Consider the following 24,507-nt stretch of genomic DNA (forward strand, 5'->3'; position numbering starts at 1 on the left):
GTCGACCACCCCGCCCTCCGCATCGTCGGAGGGCGGGGTGGTCGTGATTTCGGGGCAGCTCACTCGCGGATGTGGCACCCGAGGCGGTCGCGGACACTACCTACCGTGAGCGATCGAGAGGCCCGGCTGGCCGCGGTGTACGACGAGTGCGCGCCGCGCGTGCACGCCTACGCCGTGCGCCACTGCGGCCCCGACGAGGCCGACGACGTCCTCGCCGAGACCTTCGCGGTGGCCTGGCGCCGGCTGGACGACGTCCCCGACCCCGCCATCGGGTGGCTGATCGTGACGGCTCGCCATGTCATCGCCGGTCGCCGCCGGACGGCTCGGCGCCGCGAGGAGCTGGACCGGCACTACGCCGAGCAGCCCGAGATCGCTCGGCTCGCCAGCGAGCCGGGCGCCGACGAGGTCGTCGTGCGCCGCGCGACGGTGCTGCAGGCCCTCGACACGCTGTCGGAGCGGGAGCGCGAGGCCCTGCTGCTCACGGCCTGGGACGGGCTCGGCCACGCCGACGCCGCCGCGGTCGCGCGGTGCTCGACCCGCGCCTTCCGGGCCCGGCTGATGCGGGCTCGCGCCCGGCTGACCGCCGCCCTGTTGCAGGCCGAGACCTCCACGACCCGCACGACCGTGCTGAACCCCACCGAGAGGACACCCACATGAACGTCGACGAGCTGCTCCGCGAGGCGGCCCCGGACCCCGAGCTGGCCCGCGCCCGCACCGACCGGCTCCGGGCCCGCGTCCTGACCCGCGCGACGCGGACCTCGGCTGCACCGGCCCGCAGACGCACCGTCCGCGCGACCGCGGCGGCGCTCACCCTCGGTCTCGGCGCCCTGGGCGGCGTCGCGTACGCGACCGGGACGGTGCCGCCGGTGGTGTCGTCCCTGGTCGACCAGTTCGCCCGTGACGCCGAGATCCCCGCCGCACAGCGCCCCGAGATGACGCAGGTGGTCGACCTGGAGCTGCCGGACGGCAGCAGGTTCGCCGCCTGGCGCGGGGTGTCCGACGAGATGTGGTGCACCGCCTACACCGACCGCTGGGACGGCCGGCAGCTCGACAACGGTGCCGTCAGCTGCGGCGACCAGGAGGCCGGCGGCTACGACCTCAACCGGGTCCAGGTCGCCTGGGCCCAGGACCGAGCGGGCACGTCGTACTACCCCGTCGCGTTCGGCGAGGCGGACGCCGGAGCCGTCGAGGTCCGGATCACGGGGACCTTCGCGGGCACGGGGGAGCCGGTGGACCTGAGGACGCCCGTCGACGCACGGACCCTCGCCTTCGCCACCGTCCTGCCCGGGAGCGAGAGGGACCCGTGGGCCCACCTCGAGGGGGACGGCGTGGCCACCCCGCGCGACAGCGGGATCGTGCTCACCTTCCTGGGCCGCCAGGGCGAGGTGCTGCGGAGCGTGCCCGGTCCTCCTGTCTGAGCTCCGCAGCCACCGCTGGCACTAGGATGCTGGCGTGACCTCGGGGGACGACGGCGACAGCGCATGGCGCCCGCCTGCGCGCGACACGCAGCCCGTCGAGCAGCTCGACGGCTACGACGACCTGGTGGAGATCGGCCGCGGCGGTGACTCGATCGTCTACCGCGCCCGTCAGGTCGCCATCAACCGCCAGGTCGCGATCAAGGTGCTGCTCATCAATGACCCCAAGCGGGCGGCGCGCTTCGCCCGCGAGGTCGAGATCACCGTCGAGCTCGGTCGTCAGCACCCCAACATCGTCACGGTCCTGGCCGTCGGGACGACCGCGTCGGGTCGCCCGGCGATCGTCATGGACTACCACGAGGGCGGCACCCTCCACGACCGGCTGAAGTCCGTCGGGGCGCTGCCGGTCGAGGAGGTGGCCCGGATCGGAGCGGTGCTCGCCGACGCCCTGTCCTTCGCCCACGACCGCGGCGTGCTGCACCGCGACGTCAAGCCGCAGAACGTCCTGGTCCTGCCGACCTCCTGGGTCCTCGCGGACTTCGGGATCGCGCGGCTGGCCGACTCCGAGCACACGTCCTCGGCGGAGACCTTCACCTACCGCCACGCGGCCCCCCAGATCCTCGACGGGCTCCCGCCCACCGCCTCCGACGACATCTGGTCGCTGGGCTCGACGCTCTACACCCTGCTCGACGGCCGCCCGCCGTTCGCCAGCGAGGACCCCGACGAGGACTCCGCGCTGGCCTACCTGCGACGGGCCCGCACCGAGCCGCACCGGCCGCTGCTCGCGCCGGGGGCGCAGGGGATCGCCCCGATCATCGACCGCTGTCTCGCCAAGGAGGTCGGCGACCGCTGGCCCTCGGCCGCCGAGCTGCGCGACGCGTTCCTCGGTCTGCGGGTCTCGGCGTGGGAGCCCGGAGCGGCCAGCGCCGCGCCGGTGTCGCCGACGGTGCCGGCACCCGCCTCGGCGGCCGCGCTGGCCCCGGCGCCGGTGCCGCCGCGCGAGAGCACCTCGCCGCGCCCGGCCCCCGAGCCCGACGTGGTCGAGGCCTCTCCGGTGGCCCTCTCGGCGGTCGCCCACGCGCCCGTGCCCCGCGACGCGGAGCCCACCGGCACCGGCCTGCCCGACGACCACACCGGCGAGGACCCGCGCACGCCCGCGGAGCGACCTGAGGCGCCCGAGGACCCCGACCAGCCGGGCACCGGCAAGCGCCGTCGGGTGCTGCTCATCCTGGGCGCGGCCGCGTTGGTCGTCGGCCTGACGCTCGGCATCGTCGGCGCCCTCCTGCGCGGCGGCGGTGACGACCCCGGCGAGGACGACACGACCGCGGGCTCCACCGACCAGATCCCGGTCCTGCAGTCGCCGCCGACGGCCACCGAGACCTTCCGCGACCGGCCGAGCAAGGACCTCGCGGTGGTGTTCTCGCTGCTGGAGTACGACGGCGTCAACCTGGTCGCGGAGTGGACCGACCCCGCGGAGGGCAGCGGGCGGTTCGTGCTGCACCAGACGCTGCCCGACAACGGCGAGTACGTCGAGCTCGGCACCGGCACCACCGAGTGGAAGGCGCCGTTCGCCGCTCCGACGGGTCGCAGCTGCTACTACATCACCGTGCACTCCGTCGAGGGTGCCTACGGTATCTCCGGGCGTCGCTGCATCAACAACCCGCTCTGACCAGGCGCCTCAGCGACCCAGCACCCGCGGGTCGAGGTGCCACCACCAGCGGCGCCACCAGCGCACCGTGCGCCGTGCGGCCCGCTGCACCTGGCGCAGCTCGGCCCTGAAGTGCGAGGAGCCGGCCGGGTCCGGCCCGAACGCGTCGCGCTGGGCGGAGGCGGCGATGGTGCGAGCCCCGTCGACGCCCAGGCGGCCGTCGGCGCGACGGGCCACCTCGTCGGCGGTCTCGTGCGGGTCGGGGGCGAGGCCGGCCAGGTGGAGCGCGTCCACCACGCCCGCCCACGCACCCCGAGCGCCGCGCCGCCGCTGGCGCGCGCGGCGCACCGCCCGGGCGGCTGCCAGCAGCACCAGGACCAGCACCACGACGCCACCGCCGGCGGCGTAGGGCAGCCAGGCGCGGTCCGATCCGGGGTCACGCGCCGGACGCGGGCCGGCGTCCTCCTGGCCGGCCGGGGCGCCGGGCGACGAGCCGGCGGCGCTCGGGCCGGCACCGCCGGTCGGGCCGGGGGTCGGCTGCGGCGCGGTGCCCACGTCGTCGAAGCCGTCGCGCTTGAACGTGTCGTCGTCGGGGCTGGGGGAGAACGGCACCCACCCGGGGCCGTCGAAGTAGACCTCCGGCCAGGCGAACGCGTCGGCGCCGGTGACCAGCCGGGACCCGTCGTCCTGAGGAGCCCCGGGACGGAACCCCACGACGACGCGGCTGGGGAGGCCGTTGGCGCGGGCCACGATCGCGAACGCCGTCGCGAACTGCTCGGAGGTGCCGACCCGGGCCCCGGGCTCGCCGGGCTTGCCGACCAGGAAGGCCTCGATGCGCCAGATCGCGGAGCCCGAGATCGCCCGGGCCGAGAGCTTGGCGTCCCCGCGGATCTCGTCCTGGATCGCGATCGCCTGCTCGTACGGCGTGCGGGCGCCGCGGGTGACGCGGGCGGCGTACTCGCTGACGGCGAAGGGCAGCTCGGGCAGGTCGAGGTAGCGGCCGACCCCGCGGGTCGGCACCGACGCGGCGGCGAGCGCGGCGTCGGGCGGGTCGTCGAAGCTGCCGGTGATCTCGTAGCTCAGCCCCTCGGTGTCCTCGGGGGTGTAGACCGTGCCGGTCGTCGGGTCGACCAGCGCGTCGCGGTCGCTGAGCAGGCTCGGTCGGCCCGGCGAGGGCAGCCAGCCCCCGGCGAGATCGTCGAGGGCCACCTCCACCGTGGCCTCGGACGGGCTCTCGCCGGCGGGCAGGGCGCGGTCGCCGCCGGTGCCCAGCGGGGCGAACCGGGTGGCGGCGGTCCACTGCCGGCCGTCGTAGCGCTCGAGCGTCACCAGCCGCAGCGGGACCTCGTCGCCGCGCACCCGCAGCAGCTCGACCCCGGGGTTGACCGCCCATGCGCCCAGCTGGGTGAGCGGGCTGCTCGCCACGACCTCCAGCAGCGGCGGGTCGACCAGCTCGCGCGGCTCGAAGGGGTCCTGCGTGGGCAGTGTCGCCACCGCGGCGAGCAGCCCGACGCCCACCACCGTCAGGGGGCCGGCGACCGCGAAGCGCTGGCGCACCGGCTCGCTGTGCTCGTCGAGGAACACCCAGCCCAGCAGCGCGGTGACCAGGATCAGCACGGCGACCAGGCCCCACGGGTCGGCGTCGCCGGCGGTCAGCAGCATGCCCGCGACGTAGAGCACGGCGGCGCCGAGGACCGGCTCCACCTTGCTGGCGCTCTCGACGCGGAGCCCGGTGAAGAGCGAGACGAGCGCGGTCAGCAGGAGCGGTCCGACGAGCAGGTCGGCGGCCACGGTGTAGGGCCGCGGCGCCGTCAGCAGCCGCGGCACGACGTCCTGCACGGTCTGCGACAGGGAGAGGTCGGCGCCCGAGGTGGCGAGGTACGCCGTCAGGGTGGTCAACAGCACCAGGACCGTGGTCGCGGCCCAGCGCGACACCCCCAGCCGCAGGACCGCCCGCAGCACGAGCAGCGGCACGACCGCGGTGAGGACGAAGCCGGCCGTGACCAGGAACCTGTCCCACGTGGAGGCCAGGACCAGGCTGCCCAGCACGAGCAGCATCAGCGGCCAGGCGAGCCGGGCCGCGCCCTTGAGCGCGCTCACCGGGCCATCGCCTCGTCCCACCCGGCGGCCAGCGACTCCGAGGAGGTGCCGCGCAGCACGAGCAGGCCGACCTCCTGGCTGGCGCTGACCAGCGGCCGGGGGTCGACCACCATGACCACCCGGCTGGGCGCGCCGCCGAGGGAGAGCGCGAGCTCGCGCAGGTCGGCGGCGGCGCCGGTCACGGCCACCACGACGTCCAGGTCGCGGGTGCCGAGCGGCGCCGGCGGGTAGACGGGCGCGACCGCGATCTCGGCCAGCAGGTAGTCCAGCTCCTGGGCCTGACGCCGCGGCTGGCGGGTCGCCGAACCGGGCACCACGACCTCGTGCAGGCCGCTGGTGGTGCGGAAGCGGACGGGGTGGCCCGCCTCGATCGCCACGCGGCACAGGCCGGAGGCGAGCTCGACGGCCTCCTCGAACTGCTCGGCCGCCTCGTCGACGTCGCTGTAGGCGGTGCGGCGGTCGTCGAGGAGCACGCACACGTGGGGCTCGGAGGGCTCGGCGTCCTCGCGGACCATCAGGGTGCCCGAGCGGGCGCTGGTAGCCCAGTGCAGCCGGCGCAGGTCGTCGCCCATGGCGTACTCGTGCAGCCCGACCAGGTCGGTCCCACCGTGTTCGACGCTGTCGTCGCCGCCCGAGGCGGCCCGCCGGTGGCCCCGCGGCAGGGACGTCACGGGGATCTGGCGGGGGAGGACCCGGACCTCGTCGAGGCCGCCGGCCTCGGTGGAGCGCGCGGCCATCCCGGTCAGGCCGTAGCGGCGCAGCTGCACCGGCCCGACGGTGATCAGGCCGCGGCGCGGCGTCGCGATGGGGTAGGAGACCGAGGCCGCGGAGCGCGTCTCGTCCTCACCGATGCGGTCGGGCAGCGAGATGGGCACGAGGGCGCCGTCGACGAGGTCGGCGGCATCGATGCGGACCAGCCCGCGGCGGCGGCGCCCGAGCACGCGGAGCATGCCCTCGCAGGCGCCGTGACGGACCACGACGCGCGGGGCGACCTCACGCCGTACGTCGAGACCGGTGGAGCCGAGCACCGAGACCAGCTCGACCGCGACCAGGAGCAGCAGGCAGCCGCCGAGCCCCGCCACCAGCGGGTAGTGCCAGATCAGCCCGGCGCCGAGGAGCAGGGCTCCGAGCGCCGCCGTGCCCCGTCCTCGGGTCGTCGTGGTCCTCCAGAGGCGGAGCATCGCTCAGCCGGCGTCCGGCTGGGGTGGCTGGACGGTCTCGACGACCTCGTGCAGCACGGACTCCTGGGTGTGGCCGGCCAGGACCGCGTCGCGCCCCAGGACGGTGCGGTGGGCGAGCACGGGCTCGGCCAGGCGCTGCACGTCGCTGGGCACGACGTAGTGGCGGCCGCGGGCGGCGGCGTAGACCTGCAGGCAGCGCACGAGCGCGCGCAGGCCGCGGGTGCTCGCGCCGAGGCGCACCCGTGGGTCGTGGCGCAGCGCCACGCCGATCTCGCGGACGTAGCGCAGGATCGGGTCGGCGACGTGCAGGTGCTGGAGCTGGTCGGAGACCGCTGCGACCTCGGCCGCGGTGGTGACGGGGTGGACGTTCTCGACGTGACCGGCGCCGCTGCCCGGGCGCAGGACGTCGATCTCGTGCTCGGCGTCCGGGTAGCCCAGCGCGGTCCGGATCAGGAAGCGGTCGAGCTGCGCCTCCGGCAGCCGGTAGGTCCCGTCGAGGTCGATGGGGTTCTGGGTGGCCACGACGAGGAACGGCGCAGGCACCGGGTGGCCGATGCCGTCGACGGTGACCGTGCGCTCCTGCATGACCTCGAGCAGCGCCGACTGGGTCTTGGCCGCCGCCCGGTTGATCTCGTCGGCGAGCAGCACGTTGGTGAAGACCGGACCGCGCCGGAAGCGCACCTGCCCGTCGCGCGGGTCGAACACGGTGGTGCCCGTGACGTCGCTGGGCAGCAGGTCCGGGGTGAACTGGATCCGGCTGACCTCACCCCCCAGGGCCTGCGCGACCGAGCGTGCCAGCGTGGTCTTGCCCGTGCCCGGCACGTCCTCGAGCAGCACGTGCCCACCGGCGAAGAGCGACACCAGGACCAGGTCGACGACCGAGCGCTTGCCGTGGACGGCCTGCTCGACGGCGTCGCCGAGGCGCTGGTGGAGCTGGCGGAACCCGGCGATGTCCTGCTCGGTGGGTGCAGCAGGGCTGGCGAGTGCGGTCACGGTCGTCCTCTCGGTGGGCGGGTGCCGGCGCCGGTCATGCGGCCGGAGACATCAGGGGTTCGGGCAGTTCTGGCAGAGCGTGGCCTGCTCCGTCACCCAGGTGTAGCGCTTGCTCGTCGCGGTGCCGTTGGCGTTGGTGGCCGTGAAGACGATCGAGTGCGTGACCTTCCCGTCCGCCGGCCTGCGGATGTAGCCGTTGTTGACGTTGACCTTGAGCGTGGTCGCGTTGCAGGCCACGGGGCCCGTGGTCACGCCGGCCTTGTTGCCGTTGTGGGTCCACTCGCAGGTGCCGGTGAACCCGGCCCAGTCGGCCGGCGGGCTGAGGCGCAGCGTGGTGCTGCCGATGCCCTCGCGGCTGTCGCCGCTCCACGTGGTGGCGGCGCTGTCGACGAGGTCGGCGTTGCCGGCGGGGAGCGGGGGAGCCGGCTGGGCGGGCCCGGCGCCGCTGGCGGTGCCCTCGGGCCCGGCGCCGCGCTCGTTGGTGGCGATCACGCTGGCGGTGTAGTCGCCGCCGATCGGGCACGACGGGTCGACGCTGTAGTCGCAGGACCAGGAGACCTGGGCGGTGCGGCCGTTGCCGTCGGTGGAGGCGGTCTGCACGCCGTTGGGCGTGGAGATCGTGACGTCGTAGCGGCTGACGGGGGAGCCGTTGGGCTCCGCCGCGCCCCACCGGACGGTCACCAGGTAGGTCTGGACGTTGCCGTTGGTCTCGTAGCGCGCGTCGCCCGTGACGTTGGACGGCGCCCCGGGACGGCCGCTCGTGGAGACGTTGTTGCTGGGCTGCGACTCGGCCTCCTGCGTGGCCGAGACGGCCGTGACCACGAAGGACACCGAGCGGCCCGGCGCGACCTCGACGATCGCCTGCCGGTTGGCGCCCGGGACGGTGGCCACGTCGCCGCCGTTGGCGACGCTGATGTCGAACTCGGTGGCCGCGGGGCCGGCGTGGGCCCAGGTCACCTGGACCTGGCCCTCGGCGACCTGCTCGGCGCGGACGTTGCTCGGCTTCTGCAGGACCAGGGCGGGCGCCTCGCTCGGCGCGATCGGGCCGGGGTCGGTCGTCGTGCCGCCACCGCCGCCACCGCCGTGGTGGCCACCGCCGTTGCCGCCGCCGCCGTTGCCGCCGTTGCCGCCGCCGGTCACACCCGGGCAGTGCCGGTGGCAGCCGCCGCCGTTGCCGCCACCGGGGTTGCCCGTGGTCGTGGGGGGCCGGACGCCGGTGTTGTCGTCGTCCTCTTCCTCGCCCTCGTCGGGGTCGACCTCGATGTTGACGACCTCGTCGGCCTCCTCGATCGGGTCGTCCTGGAGGACGTCCTCGACGACCGCCTCGTCGGCGCGCGCCGCCTCGTCGACCGAGGTGGGCACCGTGGCCGGCACGCTGTCGTCGTAGCGGACCATCGACGTCATGGAGCCGTCGCCCTTGACGACGGTGCCGCTGCTCGAGCCGGGGGCGTTGATGATCAGGTTGTCGTCGTCCAGGACCAGCTCGGGGGTGTCGGTGCCCGGGGTCGGGATGTCCGCGCCGGCGCGGTTGCCCTCGCGGTCGAGCTGGACGACCTTGCCGTCGCCCGGGCACGGGACGTAGACGCGGCCGCGGAACACCTCGGGAGTGGCGGGGGAGGCGCAGTCGATGGAGGTGACGTCGACCTCGCGGATGCCGTCGGGCGAGGCGATGACCACGGTGCCGGTGTCGGGCGCGGACACCGGCACGATGTCGGAGGGGGAGGTCTCCGGCGCGAGCAGCTCACCGGAGAGCTTGGGGGCGTCGGCCGTCAGCTCGTCGTCGGTGCCCACCTGGGCGACCATCCCCGAGTCGGGACCGAAGACCGTGGCGCCGCGGTCGTGGGCGACCAGGACCGAGCCGTCGCCGCTGTTGTCGACCATCTGGGTGCTCGAGGCGGCGAAGGCGCGGTCGCTGCGCGACCAGCGCAGCTCGCTGAGCTCGCCGTTGTCGTCGAGCGACCAGACGGCGCCGCTGCCGTCGACCGCGGCGTCGGCCAGGCCGTTCGGCGACACCCAGATCGCGCCGACCGCGTCGAGGCTGACCGGGTCGACCGACGCGATGGTGGAGGCCTCGTCGTCGACGAGGTAGACCTCGCCGTCGTGGGTCAGCGTGTGCATCGTGCCGTTCTTGGACACGCGGCGCTGGCCGGAGACCAGGATGCTGGTGAGGTCGAAGGACATCAGGTCGCCGGTCGTGTGGTTGGTGACGAACAGGCGACCGTCGTACTGTGCGAGCCCGAGGGCGTCGCCCGGCTCGCCGACCTTGACCCGCAGCTCGGGTCGGCCGGTCGCCGGGTTGACCTGGATGACCTCGCCGGTCGGCTCGTCGCCGATCCAGGTGAGGCCGTCGGCGATGTCGACCGCCGTCCGGCTGAGGCCGTTGCCGAAGAAGACGCCGGCGACCAGCGAGGCCGTCACCACGACGACGGACAGCTCCGCGGCGCCCTTGGCATGGCGCTGCCGCTTCGCGAGCAGGTGCGTGAGCTTCTTCATGCCGTGGTCACTCCTTCGTCCGAGACCTGGGCGGTCAGCAGCTGCGCCACCCAGGAGGTACCGCTGTCGCACCAGACCCCGCGTCCGGGGCCGGTCAGCGGCTCTGTGGTCTTGGTCGGCACCGAGGCGCCGAAGATGTCGCCGTCGGCCCACTCCGCCTGGAGCAGGAACCCGCGGCGCCCGCGCTTGGCGGTGTCGACGTAGCCCTCCGGTCCGCCGCGCTGCTTGGCCTGCGCGGTGTCGGCGGTCACGACGAGCGAGAGCCGGTGGGACTGGGCCGCCGCCAGCTGGAGCAGCCGCGTGCGGGCGGTGCGCTGCGCCTCGTCGGCGGTGCACCGGGCGTCCCAGAGGTGCGCGTCGTCGACCAGCACCAGGCACCAGGCGTCCGGCTCGTCCCCGTGCTCGGCGAGCCAGCCCTCGACCTGGTCCGTGGTGGCCACGGAGTCGGCCTCGCGCACGACGTACGGCGCCCGGTCGCCGCGGGCGACGAGCGCCTGGAGGCCGTCGAGCGCAGAGGTCCGGCCCGACCGCGCGCGCCCGGCCACGAGGACCGGTCCGCCGCGCAGGTCGACCTCGATGACCGCGACCGCCTCGGCGTCGACGCCGATGGCCACGCGGGTGCCGGAGGGGGCCGGCAGGACGGCCTGGTCCAGGCGGGAGGGCATGGCCGGGATCGGCGCGGCGCCACGGCCGCGCACCCGGGGCTCGAGCAGGGCGCCGATCTCGCGGATCCGCTCGGCCTGCGCCGGGGTGCCGGCTCCGCCGGTCGTCGCGATCTGGACCGTGCGCTTGCCCAGCAGGCCGCTGCCGGGCACCGAGTCGGGGTCCAGGACGTTGCCGGGGACACCGAGCATCAGGTAGTCGTCGGCGGTGGTCATGCGCAGCACGAGGCGCCGCCCGAACGTCGAACCGAGCGCCGTGGGGACGCCGGTCCGGCCTGGGGCAGTGGCGATCACGTGGATGCCGACCCGACGACCGTTTTGGAGCACGGTCTGGAGTTTCTCCACATGCGCCGGGGCTACACCTCCCGAGGACTCCAAATTTTCGACGAGGGCCGGGAGGTTGTCGATCACGACGTAGACGCGCGGCAGCGGGTGGCCGCTGCGCGCCAGGTCCTCGACGTCCGCGCAGCCGCGGTTGGCGAGGGCCTGGGCGCGGTCGTCCATGGTGCGGCGCAGCAGCCGGATCAGCCGCAGCACCCGCCCCTGCTGGGCCGCCGGGATGATCGCCTCGACCGTCGGCAGGCCCGCGATCGCCGCCAGGCCGCCTCCGGCGAAGTCGATGCCGTAGACGTACGGCGCCACGCCGTGGCGGCCGTAGGCGTCGCTGACGGAGGCGTTGAGGACGGCCGTGCGGAGCAGCTCGGTCTTGCCCGAGCCGGAGGCGCCGTGCACGAGCACGTGGCCGATGCTGGCGCAGTCGAGCACCAGCTCGGGCTGGCGCTGGGCCTCGGGCTCGTCGATCCGGCCGAGCGAGAGCTGACCGCTCGGGCGCCCGGTGGCCTCCTCGACCATCGTGGCGGGGTCCAGGAGGAGCTCCTGGGGCAGCGCCGGCAGCCACGGCCGGGCCGGGTCGGGGAGGCCGGAGGCGGTGAAGGCGCGCCCGATCGTGTCCACGCAGCGCTCCAGGTCGGTGCGCGGGTCCAGGCGGGCCTCGACGCCGGACTCCGGGCGGATGCCGCTCGCGGCGCTGAAGGGGTTGACGACGACCGGCACCTCGGTGCCGGCCAGGGCCTGCCGGGCGCCGGTCCAGGCCGACTGCACGAGCTCGGCGGTGCCGTGGCCGGTGCGGCGGATCCACGCCCGTCCCGGGGTACGGCGCGAGATGCGCGCCGCCTCGGGGCTGTCGATCACGTCGCGCGAGTCGTCGGCCGAGGAGACGCGCAGCGAGATCCGCAGGTCGGCGTTGGCCTTGATGTTGCCGGTGACCACGCCCGCGGGCCGCTGGGTCGCCAGCAGCACGTGCATGCCCAGGGAGCGACCCCGCTGGGCGATGTTGACCATCCCGTCGACGAACTCCGGCACCTCCGAGGTCAGTGCCGCGAACTCGTCGACGCAGATCAGCAGGCTCGGCGGCGCCACATCGGGGCGCTCGCGCTCGAGCTGGACCAGGTCCTTGACGCCGTACTGGCCGAGGAGGTGCTCGCGGGCCGCGATCTCGGCGCCGAGCGAGGTGAGCGCGCGGGCCACGAGCGCGGGGGTCAGGTCGGTGATGTAGCCGACGGTGTGGGGCAGGTCGGCGCACTCGCGGAACGCCGCGCCGCCCTTGTAGTCCACGAGCAGGAAGCTGATCCGCGAGGGCGGGTTGTTGAGCGCCAGCGAGCAGATCAGCGACTGCAGCAGCTCGCTCTTGCCCGAGCCGGTCGTGCCGGCGACCAGGCCGTGCGGCCCGTCCTCGCGCAGGTCGATGGTGACCACGCCGTCGACGCCGGAGCCGATCTGCGCCCGCAGGCCGGCGCTCTGCAGCCACCGGCGGCCCACGACGTCGGCGTCGTCGAGGTCCTCGAAGTCGCTGCTGACCTCGGAGAGCCGGATGACCGAGGGGATGGCGGTGCTCGGCGGCAGCACCGCGGCCTCGTCGACGTAGCCGGTCATCAGCCGGGCGGCCCGCCAGGCGAAGTCGAGGGAGGCGGCGTCGGCGGTGTCGATGCGGGAGATGCCCATGCGGTCGGCCTTGCCGACGATGCCGGAGGACAGGTCGACGAGCAGCGAGGTGGCGGCGGGCACCTCGGCGGCCGAGCGGCCGAGCCAGACGAGGTGGATGTTCTTCTCGGCGGCGACCCCGGCGACGGCCTCGACGGTGCGCCGGGCGATGCCGGCCTCCTCGTCGACGAAGCAGATGGTGTGGCCGCGCTGGCCGTCCTCGGTGACCAGGTGGTCCAGCAGCACGGTCGCGGCGCGCGCGCCCACCGCGACCGGAGGCTCGCCCCCGACGCGGGTGGCGGCGTGGGGCAGCCAGCGCAGCCAGGCCTCGTGCCCGGCCCGCTCGCGTCCGAAGCACCCGGCGACCGAGAGGTCGGTGGGGGAGTGGTCGAAGGCCAGGCGCAGCATCATGGAGCGGACCAGGTCGTCGACCTCCTGCGAGTCGCCGGTGATCGCGATGACGGGGTGCTCGGTGAAGTCCGCCAGGACGGGCATGTCCGCGAGGCTGTCGCGCTCGGCGAGCTCCTCGGCGACGCCGCGGCGCACCGGTCGGTCGCCGCCGTCGCTGATCGAGCCGCGCAGCATGGCCGGGACCGTCCCGATGCCCAGGCGGGTGACGAGGAAGGCCTGCCGGCTCTCGCTGCGCGCCCACAGGTAGGGGTCGCGGGCGGCGGCGCGGGTGCGCAGGGTCTCGGCGTCGGGGTAGTCGTCGTGGAACTGCTTGCGCTGGGCGACCGCGGCGGCGTCGATGGTGGTGAGGAAGTCGTCCACGTCCACGCGCCAGGCGTCGAGGTCCTCCTGGAACTGCTTCTCGGCCGCCTTCTTCTGCTGGCGCCAGCCCAGGAGCCCGAGGACCGGCCAGGCCAGCATGTAGATCAGGGCGTACGCCGAGCGCGCGCGGGCGAAGAGCGCCAGGCCCATGACCATCGGGAGGGCGAGCATCGCCCACGGCAGCGGCGAGGGTCGGTTCCTCGTCGGCGGCGAGGGGATCTCCAGCACGGCCTCGGCGAGCGGGTCCCCGAACCGCGGCGGACGGAACACCGACACGGCCGGGACCTCGGTCGGGACCTCGCCCGGGTCGATGACCAGGGTGCTGCGGCCCAGCCGGATCGGGGTGCCCCAGTCGATCTCGCGGCCGGACACGATGCGCTCGCCGCCGATGATGGTGCCGTTGGCGGAGCCCTCGTCGTAGACGGTGGGGCGGGTGCCCAGGACGATCCGGGCGTGGCGCTGGGAGACGAGGGGGTCGGTGAGGCGCAGGGTGCAGCTGGGGGCGCGACCGAGGGTGAGCGAGCTGCCGCGGACCTGCAGGCGCTGGCCGCGGTCGGGGCCGTCGGTGACGCGGAGCACGGCGCGCGGTCGCGCGGTGCTGCTCGCGCGCGAGAGCCAGGAGGCCGGCGCCGAGACGACGTCGAGCAGGTCACCGGTCCGCAGGCCGCACTCGGCGACGAGCCGGTCGGCGGGCCAGGGGTGGGAGCCGTCGACGGGGACCATCAGCAGGTGCGGCTGGTCGGGGGCGACGTGGCGCCCGAAGGCGCGGGCGAGGTCGGCGACGGTGGCGTCGGAGCGGGCCTGGACCGCGACGTCGACCGAGGGCAGCCCGGTCTCGGCGGCAGCTCGGAGCGAGAGGGTCCAGGTCTGCATCGGTCGTCCTTCCTCGGTGACGTGGTGGGTGGAGACGCGCGTGACGGCCGCCAGGCTTGCGCCCGACGGCCGTCACGCGGCGGGCGCGGTCAGTTGGAGACCGTCTCCTGCTCCTGCGCCTGGTTGTTGATCAGGGTGGAGAACTCCTGCAGCGACGCGGTGACCTTGCTGAGCATGGCCACGTAGTCGGACTTCCAGGTGTCGCGGGTGCGGTCCGCGTCGGGACCGATCCACTCGAAGCCGTCGATGACCTGCGTCATGCGACCGCTGAGGGCCTCGAGCTCCTGGGAGCCCTGGTTGATCTGCTGCGAAGCCTGGCGGCCCGCCTCGACATCCATACCCTTCATGGCCATGGTTCTTCTCCTTGTGTGGTTGGTGCTGTGTGTACTGCGGTCGGGTTAACAGTTGGTGCGGGTGGGTCGGTGGTGGGTCAGCTGCCCATGCGGCTGCGCACGTGGGCGGTCGCCTCGGCGGCGGTGATGACGCCGTTGCGGTTGACGTCGAGCTCGCGGTTGGGCCCGTAGGCCCGGTCGCCCTGGGTGAAGAGCGCCTCGTTGCCCGAGGCCGGGTGGCCCGCGAGGATCGAGGTGTAGACGCTCTCCAGGTCCCCCAGGTGGCCGCGGTGCGGCTCGAAGTACTTCTCGACGTACGTCAGCTGCTCGACGGGCGACATCTGGGCGAGGGCGGAGGTGGTGGTGCCCATGCCCTTCGCCGTCGAGTCCATGAACTGGATGAGGCCCGTGGCGCTGCTGCGCGGGTTGCGCACGTCGCTGGCGAAGCTCCCGCCGGTCTCGAAGCTCATCGCGGCCATGATGTGCTCGGGCTGGGCGCCGAGCCGCTGGGCCATGCCCTCGACACCGCGGAGGAACTCCGGCGTGACGTTGGGGTTGCCCTTCACGCCGGTGATCTGCTGGTAGTCGTAGCCGGCCGGCGAGGTGTAGCCGGAGCCGGCCTGGACGGCGAGCGGGTTGTCGGAACGGTAGGCGTCGAACGCGGCCTGCGTGTTGGGGCCCCACGCGCCGTCGGCGCCGCGGGTGTCGTAGCCGGCCGCCGTGAGCCGCTCCTGGAGCTCGGTGACCTGGGCGCCGGAGGAGCCGCGGCCGTTGCTGCTGGCCAGGGAGTCGATCTTGGGGTCGCCGCCGCCACCGGTGCGCCCGGCCAGCGCCGCGCCGCCGAGGCCGAGGGCCGCCGCGCCGCCGGCGATGCCGGCGGCCGCGCCGTAGGAGGCGCCCTTGTCGGAGGTCGACGTGGCACCGTCCGAGCCCGAGCCGAGGCCCGTCGAGGAGCCGAGGTGCTCAGCGCCGGGGGTGGCCCCGCCGATGCCGCCGTCGGCGACCGGGCTGCTGTGGCCGCCCACGCTCCCGGCCTCCGAGGAGCCGATGGTCGAGGTGCCGAGCTCGGAGCCGGAGCCCCCGCCCGAGCCGCCGCCGCTGGGGCCCCCGCCGGAGCCGCCGCCGCTCAGGCCGCCGCCCCCGCCGCCCAGTGCGTTGTCGCCGGACACCGGGAAGGACAGGCCCTCCCGCGGGAAGGTGTCGGTGGCTCCGGAGGTCGGGATCGTGCCGGTGCCCGTCGTGCCGGCGCCGGCCGTGCCCGTGGTGCCGGTGCCTGCGGCGCCGGAGGACGAGCCGTCGATGCCGGTCATCGGGGTGGTGAGCGTCGGGGAGGGGACGGTCGTGGTGGTCGTCGTGGTGGTGCCGTCGGGGCTGACCGTGGTCGTGGTGGTCGTGGCGCCGGCCTGGGGCGTGCCCACCTGCGGGCCGCCGACGATCGGCTCGCCGTCGTACGGCGTGATCGGCGCGGGCAGCCCGGCCGGGGTCTGGTAGCTCGGCAGCGAGCCGTAGTCGACGCTGCCGCCCTCGCTGGCCTGGTCCTGCGCGTCGGCCTGCGAGCCGAGGACCTTGGCGAACATGCCGAGGGCCATCGAGATCTTCTGCAGCCACGGGAGGACGACCGACTCGAGGTACTGGGCGTAGGCCGCGCTCGCACCGCCGCTGAAGAAGGAGGCCGCCCGGAGGAGGGCGATCAGGGCCTTGAGGTAGGTGATGACCTGGTCGACGACCTCCTTGCCGTCCTCGAACTCCTGGCCCACCTCCCTGAGCTCATCGGTGTCTGCCCCGAGGAACGCCATCGCCGTCTCCTTCGTCCTGGCCCCGGTCGTCACGCCGGGCCCGTGCTGGTCTGATGCCTGGACGTTAGGCAGGCCCGCGGCCCCGGGTCGAGAGCGCGACGGGTGGAAACTTCCGCCCTGTCGGCTCGGATCGACGGAGGATCTCCGCCGTCCGGCACGCCCGCGGCCACGGATCCCGGACCCGACGTCTCCGACCCGACATCTCCCGGACACGACACAGGGCCACCGGGATCACCCGGTGGCCCTGTGCGGAGGCGGACGTGGCTAGGAGCTGGCGGCGTCCTGGCGGTCGGCGTGCTCGTTGAGCACCCGCGCCTGGGAGTCGATGGCCTCCGCGGCGTTGTTGGCCTGGGGGATGAAGTGGCTGGACATGTCGTCCTGGAACTGGTCCTTGTCGCTGCCGATCCAGCTGGTGGCGGCCACGCGGGCGAACAGCTTGCCGCACACGCCGGCCACCTGGCCCGCGTGCGAGCCCATCTCCCCGGACACCTGACGGGCGTACTCGGTGTCCATGCCCTGCATCTGGTTGCTCATGTCGCTCTCCTTCTCGCGGTGCCTGGCTCGGTGGGTCCTCCCCGGAGGCTAGGCACGGCGCGTGGCGGGCGGCTAGGTCGCGGGGGGTGGAACCTTCCGGGCCGAGACGGCCCGCTCGACCTCCTCGAGGTCCTCCACCGTCACCAGGCGGACCTCCGCGGTGCGCCGCCCGATCGCGAAGCGGACGTTCTGGGCCCGGCCCGCGCCGGCCCGGAACGGGTCGTCCTTGGGTCCGAAGGCCAGCGCGGAGATGGACCGGATGGCGTCGTCGACGCGTTGGGCGCGCTCGAGGTTCCAGGCGTAGGTGTGCCAGTGCAGCACCCGCTCGTAGATCTCCCGGTTGGACGGCGGTCGCGGGTAGTCGTCGGTGCCGGTGAGCCAGGGCTCGGCCAGGGCCAGGGCGACGTACCACTCGCGGGAGAGCCTGGGCAGCCGCGGCGCGGGGGCGGTGACGGTCGCGTCGACGTCGGCGTCGTGCTCGGACTCCGTGGGGCGCAGGCGGGCCTCGAGGTCGGGGGCCGAGGACGAGACGTCGATCTCGATGGAGAGGTCGTCGAAGACGTCGGCGGACACCTGGCGCCCGCGCATCACCTGGAGCTGGTTCTCGCCCTCGTCGAGCAGCAGCGACATGCCCTCGGCGAGGGTCACCCGCCGCGCCCCGCCGGGGGCGTCGAACAGGCTCGACACCTGGGTCTCGCCGGAGCCGTGCCAGCGCAGCCGCGCGATCTCCTCGCCCACGACCAGCTCGCCCAGCAGCCGCGAGACGTGGGGGGCGCAGCGGGGCAGGTCGATGGCGGTGGTCCGCAGGCTCTCGTCGGGGTCGTCCTGGGGTACGGCGTGGTGCGGCGAGCGCCCGAACAGCAGAGTCTCGCCGGACCCGAGAGTGACGGTCGGGAGGCCCGAGCCGCGCAGTGTCACCCGCAACATGAGCGGAGTGTCGCACAGGCACGTGTCAGGGGGACCACGACGACGTGTCGGGTGCACACCCGTTCACTGAGTGGCTATGCTCGCTCCCATGACCGCCACCCTGCGCACCGCTGCCCCCGCGAGCGGCCCGGGGGTCCTCGACGCGCTCTCGCTGCTCTCCGAGGTGACCGGGGAGCTCGTCGTCAAGAGCGCCCGCGACACCCACTTCGCGGTCGCCGACCGCGTCGGGCGGCTCGTCCGCCGCGGCACCGGCGGGGCGTCCGCGGTGCCCGACCTGGTGCACCGAGGCATCGCCGGCGCGGTCTACGGCGGTCTGGCGGCGGGGCTGCAGGCGGCCTCGGTCGGGCTCGACCGGCTGGGTGCCACGGGGGCCGGCCCCCGGCTGGAGGAGGGGCCGCGTGGGCGCTTCGTCAGCAGCTCGGTCAACGGCCTCATCGGGGACCGCCTCGTCCGCGAGCGTCCGCACCTGGCGATCCCGATGGCGGTGCGCGCCGGCGGCCGCGACGTCGAGCTCACCGGCGACGCGCTGGCGGCGGCGTACCCCGAGGCGTCGGGGCGGCTCGTGGTGTTCATGCACGGCCTCTGCGAGAACGAGTCCTACTGGGACCTGCACCGCGACCGCACCGGCACGACGTACGGCGAGGCGCTGGCCGGGCGCGGCTGGTCGCCGGTCTACCTGCGCGCCAACACGGGGCTATCGCTGCGCGAGAACGGCGTGGCCCTGGCCGCGCTGATGCAGCGGCTCGTCGACGCGTGGCCGGTGCCCGTCACCCGGGTCGCGCTGGTCGGCCACTCGCTCGGCGGGCTGGTGATCCGCGCCGCCGGGGCCGTCGCCGCCGCGCCGCCGGACGCGGGCGAGCCGTGGGCGCAGCGGATCTCCGACGTGGTCACCCTCGGCACCCCGCACCTGGGCGCCCCCATCGCCTGGGGGATCGGCCACGGCAGCCGGGGGCTCTCGCTGCTCCCCGAGACCGCGGCCTTCGGTCGGGTCCTCGACTGGCGCTCGGTCGGGGTCCACGACCTGGTGGCCGGCCTGGCCGAGGACGTGCCACCGCTCCCGCACGCCCGCTACCACCTCGTGGCGGCCACGCTCACCGAGTCCGAGCGCCACCCGGTCGGGCACGTCGTGGGGGACCTGCTCGTGCGCCCGCGCTCGGCGTACGGGCGCGACCGGCGCGGGGGAGAGCTCTTCCCCGGCGCCGACGTCCTGCACCTGGGTCGCACCGACCACTTCGGCCTGCTCAACCACCCCGACGTGCACCGGGCCCTGGAGCGGTGGCTCGCCTGAGCGCAGGCTGACCCGGGCCGGGGAATCTGCTGTCGGCGAACAGGGGCGGAATGCCCGTGGAAGTGTCGGCGCTTCGGGCTAGTGTCGGCGACGTGACCCAGAACCCCAGCCTCTCCTCCGAGCCGGCCGCGCCCCAGTGGGGTGGCGGCGGTGGGCTCAACGTCCTCGACGACCACATCTACCAGCGGCTGCTGCGCGAGCGCATCGTGTTCCTCGGCTCCGAGGTCCGCGACCAGAACGCCAACGCGATCTGCGCCCAGCTGCTGCTGCTCTCCGCGGAGGACCCGGAGACCGACATCTTCCTCCACATCAACAGCCCCGGTGGCTCGGTGGACGCCGGCATGGCGATCTACGACACGATGAACTACATCCCCAACGACGTCGCCACCGTCGGCATGGGCCTGGCCGCGTCCATGGGCCAGTTCCTCCTGTGCGCCGGCGCCAAGGGCAAGCGCTACGCCCTGCCGCACGCGCGGATCATGATGCACCAGCCCTCCTCGGGCATGGGTGGCTCCGCCTCCGACATCAAGATCCAGGCGCAGCAGTCGCTGCACATCAAGAAGGTGCTGCTCGAGCTCATCGCCGAGCACACCGGCCAGACGGTCGAGCAGATCGAGACCGACGCCGACCGCGACCGCTGGTTCACCGCTGACCAGGCACTCGAGTACGGCCTGGTCGACCAGGTCATCAAGAGTGCCCGCGAAGCCGCCGACGACGGCCGCCCCGCGCGGCAGAAGGACTGACCGACATGAACTACTACATCCCGCAGTGGGAAGAGCGCACCTCCTACGGCTTCCGGCGGATCGACCCCTACGGCAAGCTGTTCGAGGAGCGCATCATCTTCCTCGGCACGCCGATCTCCGACGACATCGCCAACGCCGTCATGGCGCAGCTGATGTGCCTGGAGTCGATGAACCCCGACCAGGACATCCAGATCTACATCAACAGCCCCGGTGGCTCCTTCACCGCGCTGACGGCGATCTACGACACGATGCGCTTCATCACCCCCGACGTGCAGACGGTGTGCCTGGGCCAGGCGGCCTCGGCGGCGGCGATCCTGCTCGCGGCCGGTGCGCCGGGCAAGCGCATGGCGCTGCCCAACAGCCGGATCCTGATCCACCAGCCCTACACCGAGGGCACGTTCGGCCAGACCTCGGACATCGAGATCCAGGCCAACGAGATCCTCCGGATGCGCGAGCTGCTCGAGAAGATGATCAGCGAGCACTCCGGCAGGTCGATCGAGGAGGTCAGCCGCGACATCGAGCGCGACAAGATCCTGACCGCCGAGCAGGCCATCGAGTACGGCCTCATCGACACCGTCCTGGACTCTCGCAAGGCCTCGACGCTCGCCCTGACCTGATCGTCCCACTGCACCGCTGACAGGCCGGACGGTCAACTCCTCCCGAGGCTTCCCGTGTCCGACCCCCCGCCGGGGGCGGCACGGGGTACCTTCGGATGGTTTGGATCGTGGCACCCGCTCAACCGCGTCGAAGGAGATGACCCCGTGGCACGCATCGGTGACGGAGGTGACCTGCTGAAGTGTTCTTTCTGCGGAAAGAGCCAGAAGCAGGTGAAGAAGCTGATCGCAGGCCCAGGGGTCTACATCTGCGACGAGTGCATCGACCTCTGCAACGAGATCATCGAGGAGGAGCTCAGCGAGGGCACCGAGGTCAGCCTCGACGAGCTGCCCAAGCCGAAGGAGATCTTCGACTTCCTCAACTCCTACGTCATCGGGCAGGAGCAGGCGAAGAAGTCGCTCGCCGTGGCGGTCTACAACCACTACAAGCGGGTCCAGGCCGGCCTGCAGCCGGTGGCGGGCAAGCACAGCAAGGACGAGGTCGTCGAGGTCGCCAAGAGCAACATCCTGGTGATCGGCCCCACCGGGTGCGGCAAGACCTACCTCGCGCAGACGCTGGCGCGGATGCTCAACGTGCCGTTCGCGATCGCCGACGCCACCGCCCTCACCGAGGCCGGCTACGTCGGCGAGGACGTCGAGAACATCCTGCTCAAGCTGATCCAGGCGGCCGACTACGACGTCAAGAAGGCCGAGACCGGCATCATCTACATCGACGAGATCGACAAGGTGGCCCGCAAGGCGGAGAACCCCTCGATCACGCGCGACGTCTCCGGTGAGGGCGTGCAGCAGGCGCTGCTGAAGATCATCGAGGGCACCACCGCCTCGGTGCCGCCGCAGGGCGGCCGCAAGCACCCGCACCAGGAGTTCATCCAGATCGACACCACCAACATCCTGTTCGTGGTGGGTGGGGCCTTCGCCGGCCTGGAGCACATCATCGAGCAGCGCGTCGGCAAGAAGAACCTCGGCTTCACCGCCGAGGTCCGCACGGCCGCCGAGCGCGACGCCGAGGACCTGCTGTCCATGGTCCGCCCCGAGGACCTCACCAAGTTCGGGCTGATCCCCGAGTTCATCGGCCGCCTGCCGCTGATCGCGAGCGTCACCAAGCTCGACCAGGCCGCGCTGGTCCAGATCCTCACCGAGCCCCGCAACGCGCTGGTCAAGCAGTACCAGAAGCTCTTCGAGCTCGACGGCGTCGAGCTGGAGTTCACCAAGGACGCCATCGAGGCCATCGCCGACCACGCCATGGAGCGCGGCACCGGCGCCCGCGGCCTGCGCGCGATCATCGAGGAGGTCCTCCTCCACGTCATGTACGACGTGCCGTCGCGCGGCGACATCGCCAAGGTCATCGTCACCGGCGAGGTCGTCAACGACGACGTCGCCCCCACCCTCGTCCCCCGCGAGACCGAGAAGAAGAAGAAGTCGGCCTGAAGCTCCCCGTGGGTTGAGGAGGTCGCGCAGCGACCGTCTCGAAACCCGGTGACGTGGGCAGTTGGTCGAGGGGTTTCGAGGCGGGACTTCCTCCCTCCTCAACCCCCGGAGAGCCGCTACTCGGTGGGCGCCAGCTCCGCGGCGACCTTGAGCTCGGTGTCGTCGGTGGGGGTGAAGACCAGGTCGCCGGTGATCTTGCCGACCGCACGCAGGTCGGCGGCGGCCAGCTCGGCGCCGCGGACGAGCGCCTCGGGACCGCTGATCTCGACGCGCGACAGCTCCGCGCGCATGGAGACCTTCGCCTGCGACTTGGCGCCGCGGATGCCGACCAGGGCGGCGGCGACGGCGTCGACGGCGGCCGGGTCGTAGGCCGCGGCAGAGCCCAGCTCGGCGACGGCCGGCCAGGTGCTGCGGTGCACCGAGCCGGGCTGCCACCAGGACCAGACCTCCTCGGTGACGTAGGGCAGGAACGGCGCGAGCAGGCGCAGCTGGACCTGCAGCGCCAGCGCCAGCGTGGCCCGGGCCGAGTCGGTCGGGGCGCCGCCGTCCTCGCGGTAGGCGCGCTCCTTGACCAGCTCGACGTAGTCGTCGCAGAACTCCCAGAAGAACTTCTCGCTGGCCTCGAGGGCGGTCGTGTAGTCGAAGGCCTCGAAGGCGTCGCTGGCCTTGGTGACGACACCGGCCAGACGGGCGAGCAGGGCGCAGTCGATCGCCTCGGTCACCTCGACCGGGTTGACCGAGCTGGCGCCGACGCTGGCCAGCACGAACTTGGAGACGTTGAGCACCTTCATCGCCAGCCGGCGACCGACCTTCATCTGGGTCTCGTCGAACGGCGAGTCTAGGCCGGGGCGCGCGATCGCGGCCCGCCAGCGCACGGCGTCGGCGCCGTACTTGTCCAGGATCTCGGTCGGGACGACGACGTTGCCCTTGGACTTCGACATCTTCTTGCGGTCGGGGTCGACGATGAAGCCCGAGATCAGCGCGTGGCTCCACGGGGCCACGCCGTTCTCGAAGTGGGCGCGGACGACGCGCGAGAAGAGCCAGGTGCGGATGATGTCGTGGGCCTGGGTCGCCAGGTCCATGGGGAAGACGCGCTGCCACAGGTCGTCGTCGGACTCCCAGCCGCCGGCGATGTGCGGCGTGAGCGAGGAGGTCGCCCAGGTGTCCATGACGTCGGGGTCGCCGACGAAACCACCGGGCCGGCCCCGCTGGTCCTCGGCGTAGCCGCCGGGCGCCTGCGTCGACGGGTCGACCGGCAGCTCGGCCTCGCTCGGCATCAGGGGGTGGGCGTAGTCGGGCTCGCCCTCGTCGTCGAGCGGGTACCAGACCGGGAACGGGATGCCGAAGAAGCGCTGGCGCGAGATCAGCCAGTCGCCGTTGAGACCGCCGACCCAGTTGTCGTAGCGGTGGCGCATGTGGGCGGGCAGCCAGGTGATCTCCCCGCCGCGCTCGATCATCTCGGTGCGCAGCGCCGCGTCACGGCCGCCGTTGCGGATGTACCACTGCCGGGTCGCCACGATCTCGAGGGGCTTGTCGCCCTTCTCGTAGAAGTTGGCCATGCGCTGGGTGGGGACCGGGTCGCCGACCAGGTCGCCGCTCTCGCGCAGCGCGGCGACCACGGCCTCGCGGGCGGAGAAGACGGTCTTGCCGGCGAGCTCGGCGTACGCCGCCGCGGCCGGCTCGTGCGCCAGCCACTCGGGAGTCTCCCGCAGGAAGCGGCCGTCGCGGCCGATGACGGTGCGGACCGGGAGGTCCAGCTCGCGCCACCACGTGACGTCGGTGAGGTCGCCGAACGTGCAGCACATCGCGATGCCGGCGCCCTTGTCCATCTCGGCGGCGGGGTGCGCGACGACCGGGACCTCCACGCCGAACACCGGCGAGGTGACGGTCGTGCCGAAGAGCGACTGGTAGCGCTCGTCGTCGGGGTGCGCGATCAGGGCCACGACGCTCGGGATCAGCTCGGGCCGCGTGGTCTCGATGGCGACGGGCTCGCCGTCGGGCCGGTGGAAGGTGACGCGGTGGTAGGCGCCGGCGTAGTCGCGCGCCTCGAGCTCGGCCTGGGCCACGGCGGTCTGGAAGGTGACGTCCCAGAGGGTCGGCGCCTCCTGGAGGTAGGCCTCGCCGCGCGCGTAGTTGCGCAGGAACGCCGTCTGGCTGACCTTCTGGGCCCGCGGCCCGATCGTCGTGTAGGTCTGCGCCCAGTCGACGGAGAGACCCAGCGTGCGCCACAGCGACTCGAAGACCTGCTCGTCCTCCTCGACCAGCCGCTCGCACAGCTCGACGAAGTTGGGCCGGCTGATCGGGACCTGGCGCTTGGGGTCGGGCTTCTCCGGCGGCGTGAACTCGGCGTCGTAGGGCAGGGAGGGGTCGCAGCGCACGCCGAAGTAGTTCTGCACGCGGCGCTCGGTCGGCAGGCCGTTGTCGTCCCAGCCCATCGGGTAGAACACCGACTTGCCGCGCATGCGCTGGTAGCGGGCGATCAGGTCGGTGTGGGTGTAGGAGAAGACGTGCCCGACGTGCAGGCTGCCGCTCACGGTCGGCGGGGGAGTGTCGATCGAGAAGACGTTCGCGCGCGGCTGGGTGCGGTCGAACGCGTAGGTCTGGTCGGCCTTCCAGCGCGCCGCCCAGGTGTCCTCGAGACCCTCGAGCGCCGGCTTGTCCGGTACGACGACGGCGCCGCTGTCGCTGCGCGTCGTGTCCGGGGCGGGGGTGTCGATGATCTCGGTCAT

17 protein-coding genes are annotated in these 24,507 nt (G+C 73.5%); 7 read left to right on the plus strand and 10 right to left on the minus strand.

Features of this window, described 5'->3' with window-relative positions; genetic code table 11:
• Positions 1-105: 105 nt before the first annotated feature.
• The 3 genes from E4622_RS01885 to E4622_RS01895 are packed head-to-tail and all read left to right on the plus strand — an operon-like array spanning position 106 to position 3,084.
• A complete protein-coding gene (locus E4622_RS01885) occupies positions 106-657 on the plus strand; it encodes a sigma-70 family RNA polymerase sigma factor (RefSeq protein WP_167735944.1) in 552 nt (183 codons plus the stop codon).
• A complete protein-coding gene (locus E4622_RS01890) occupies positions 654-1,418 on the plus strand; it encodes a hypothetical protein (protein ID WP_134738399.1) in 765 nt (254 codons plus the stop codon). The genes E4622_RS01885 and E4622_RS01890 overlap by 4 nt, the downstream gene beginning before the upstream one ends.
• Before the next feature lie 34 nt (positions 1,419-1,452).
• The gene (locus E4622_RS01895) at positions 1,453-3,084 is read left to right on the plus strand and encodes a serine/threonine-protein kinase (RefSeq protein WP_134738400.1); all 1,632 of its coding nucleotides are present in this window, start codon (positions 1,453-1,455) and stop codon (positions 3,082-3,084) included.
• A 9-nt stretch (positions 3,085-3,093) separates the two neighbouring features.
• Here the strand turns inward: E4622_RS01895 and E4622_RS01900 are convergent, their stop codons facing one another.
• The 9 genes from E4622_RS01900 to E4622_RS01940 all read right to left on the minus strand — a co-directional run bounded on the left by E4622_RS01900 (position 3,094) and on the right by E4622_RS01940 (position 17,705).
• Complete coding sequence (locus E4622_RS01900; RefSeq protein ID WP_167735945.1) at positions 3,094-5,163, minus strand: transglutaminaseTgpA domain-containing protein; 2,070 nt, start codon at positions 5,161-5,163, stop codon at positions 3,094-3,096.
• Complete coding sequence (locus E4622_RS01905) at positions 5,160-6,344, minus strand: DUF58 domain-containing protein (protein WP_134738402.1); 1,185 nt, start codon at positions 6,342-6,344, stop codon at positions 5,160-5,162. The genes E4622_RS01900 and E4622_RS01905 overlap by 4 nt, the downstream gene beginning before the upstream one ends.
• A 3-nt stretch (positions 6,345-6,347) precedes the next feature.
• Positions 6,348-7,337 (minus strand): MoxR family ATPase, encoded by a 990-nt coding sequence (locus tag E4622_RS01910; RefSeq protein ID WP_134738403.1) that lies wholly within the window; start codon positions 7,335-7,337, stop codon positions 6,348-6,350.
• A 51-nt stretch (positions 7,338-7,388) separates the two neighbouring features.
• The gene (locus E4622_RS23010; RefSeq protein WP_209021745.1) at positions 7,389-9,830 is read right to left on the minus strand and encodes a hypothetical protein; all 2,442 of its coding nucleotides are present in this window, start codon (positions 9,828-9,830) and stop codon (positions 7,389-7,391) included.
• On the minus strand, positions 9,827-14,116 hold the full coding sequence (locus tag E4622_RS01920) for an FtsK/SpoIIIE domain-containing protein (protein WP_134738404.1): 4,290 nt from the start codon (positions 14,114-14,116) through the stop codon (positions 9,827-9,829). The genes E4622_RS23010 and E4622_RS01920 overlap by 4 nt, the downstream gene beginning before the upstream one ends.
• A gap of 89 nt (positions 14,117-14,205) precedes the next feature.
• Positions 14,206-14,469, minus strand: coding sequence for a hypothetical protein (locus E4622_RS01925; RefSeq protein ID WP_134738405.1), 264 nt, complete (start codon positions 14,467-14,469; stop codon positions 14,206-14,208).
• A gap of 77 nt (positions 14,470-14,546) precedes the next feature.
• Positions 14,547-16,244 carry a peptidoglycan-binding domain-containing protein gene (locus E4622_RS01930; RefSeq protein WP_134738406.1) on the minus strand — a complete coding sequence of 566 codons (1,698 nt, stop codon included), beginning with the start codon at positions 16,242-16,244 and terminating at the stop codon, positions 14,547-14,549.
• Between the two features lie 264 nt (positions 16,245-16,508).
• Positions 16,509-16,778 (minus strand): hypothetical protein, encoded by a 270-nt coding sequence (locus E4622_RS01935; RefSeq protein ID WP_134738407.1) that lies wholly within the window; start codon positions 16,776-16,778, stop codon positions 16,509-16,511.
• Positions 16,779-16,850: 72 nt separating this feature from the next.
• A complete protein-coding gene (locus E4622_RS01940) occupies positions 16,851-17,705 on the minus strand; it encodes a hypothetical protein (protein ID WP_134738408.1) in 855 nt (284 codons plus the stop codon).
• A gap of 88 nt (positions 17,706-17,793) precedes the next feature.
• Between E4622_RS01940 and E4622_RS01945 the strand changes: the two genes are divergently transcribed.
• The 4 genes from E4622_RS01945 to clpX all read left to right on the plus strand — a co-directional run bounded on the left by E4622_RS01945 (position 17,794) and on the right by clpX (position 21,778).
• Positions 17,794-18,993 carry an alpha/beta hydrolase gene (locus E4622_RS01945; RefSeq protein ID WP_134738409.1) on the plus strand — a complete coding sequence of 400 codons (1,200 nt, stop codon included), beginning with the start codon at positions 17,794-17,796 and terminating at the stop codon, positions 18,991-18,993.
• Between the two features lie 92 nt (positions 18,994-19,085).
• A complete protein-coding gene (locus tag E4622_RS01950) occupies positions 19,086-19,736 on the plus strand; it encodes an ATP-dependent Clp protease proteolytic subunit (protein WP_167735946.1) in 651 nt (216 codons plus the stop codon).
• A 5-nt stretch (positions 19,737-19,741) separates the two neighbouring features.
• Positions 19,742-20,353 (plus strand): ATP-dependent Clp protease proteolytic subunit, encoded by a 612-nt coding sequence (locus E4622_RS01955; RefSeq protein ID WP_134738410.1) that lies wholly within the window; start codon positions 19,742-19,744, stop codon positions 20,351-20,353.
• 144 nt (positions 20,354-20,497) lie between these two features.
• Positions 20,498-21,778, plus strand: coding sequence for an ATP-dependent Clp protease ATP-binding subunit ClpX (gene clpX, locus E4622_RS01960; protein WP_134738411.1), 1,281 nt, complete (start codon positions 20,498-20,500; stop codon positions 21,776-21,778).
• A 116-nt stretch (positions 21,779-21,894) separates the two neighbouring features.
• On the opposite strand, the gene valS is transcribed toward clpX, so the two are convergent.
• Complete coding sequence (gene valS, locus E4622_RS01965; protein WP_134738412.1) at positions 21,895-24,507, minus strand: valine--tRNA ligase; 2,613 nt, start codon at positions 24,505-24,507, stop codon at positions 21,895-21,897.

The organism is Nocardioides sp. 503, from assembly GCF_004522095.1.
Taxonomy (GTDB): domain Bacteria; phylum Actinomycetota; class Actinomycetes; order Propionibacteriales; family Nocardioidaceae; genus Nocardioides.

What these genes read in the sequence shown, in the direction of transcription:
- E4622_RS01890 (WP_134738399.1), top strand. Translation starts at nt 654, where the DNA reads ATGAACGTCGACGAGCTGCTCCGCGAGGCGGCCCCGGACCCCGAGCTG.
- E4622_RS01905 (WP_134738402.1), bottom strand. Translation starts at nt 6,344, where the DNA reads ATGCTCCGCCTCTGGAGGACCACGACGACCCGAGGACGGGGCACGGCG.
- E4622_RS23010 (WP_209021745.1), bottom strand. Translation starts at nt 9,830, where the DNA reads ATGAAGAAGCTCACGCACCTGCTCGCGAAGCGGCAGCGCCATGCCAAG.
- E4622_RS01920 (WP_134738404.1), bottom strand. Translation starts at nt 14,116, where the DNA reads ATGCAGACCTGGACCCTCTCGCTCCGAGCTGCCGCCGAGACCGGGCTG.
- E4622_RS01925 (WP_134738405.1), bottom strand. Translation starts at nt 14,469, where the DNA reads ATGGCCATGAAGGGTATGGATGTCGAGGCGGGCCGCCAGGCTTCGCAG.
- E4622_RS01930 (WP_134738406.1), bottom strand. Translation starts at nt 16,244, where the DNA reads ATGGCGTTCCTCGGGGCAGACACCGATGAGCTCAGGGAGGTGGGCCAG.
- E4622_RS01935 (WP_134738407.1), bottom strand. Translation starts at nt 16,778, where the DNA reads ATGAGCAACCAGATGCAGGGCATGGACACCGAGTACGCCCGTCAGGTG.
- E4622_RS01940 (WP_134738408.1), bottom strand. Translation starts at nt 17,705, where the DNA reads ATGTTGCGGGTGACACTGCGCGGCTCGGGCCTCCCGACCGTCACTCTC.
- E4622_RS01945 (WP_134738409.1), top strand. Translation starts at nt 17,794, where the DNA reads ATGACCGCCACCCTGCGCACCGCTGCCCCCGCGAGCGGCCCGGGGGTC.
- E4622_RS01955 (WP_134738410.1), top strand. Translation starts at nt 19,742, where the DNA reads ATGAACTACTACATCCCGCAGTGGGAAGAGCGCACCTCCTACGGCTTC.
- valS (WP_134738412.1), bottom strand. Translation starts at nt 24,507, where the DNA reads ATGACCGAGATCATCGACACCCCCGCCCCGGACACGACGCGCAGCGAC.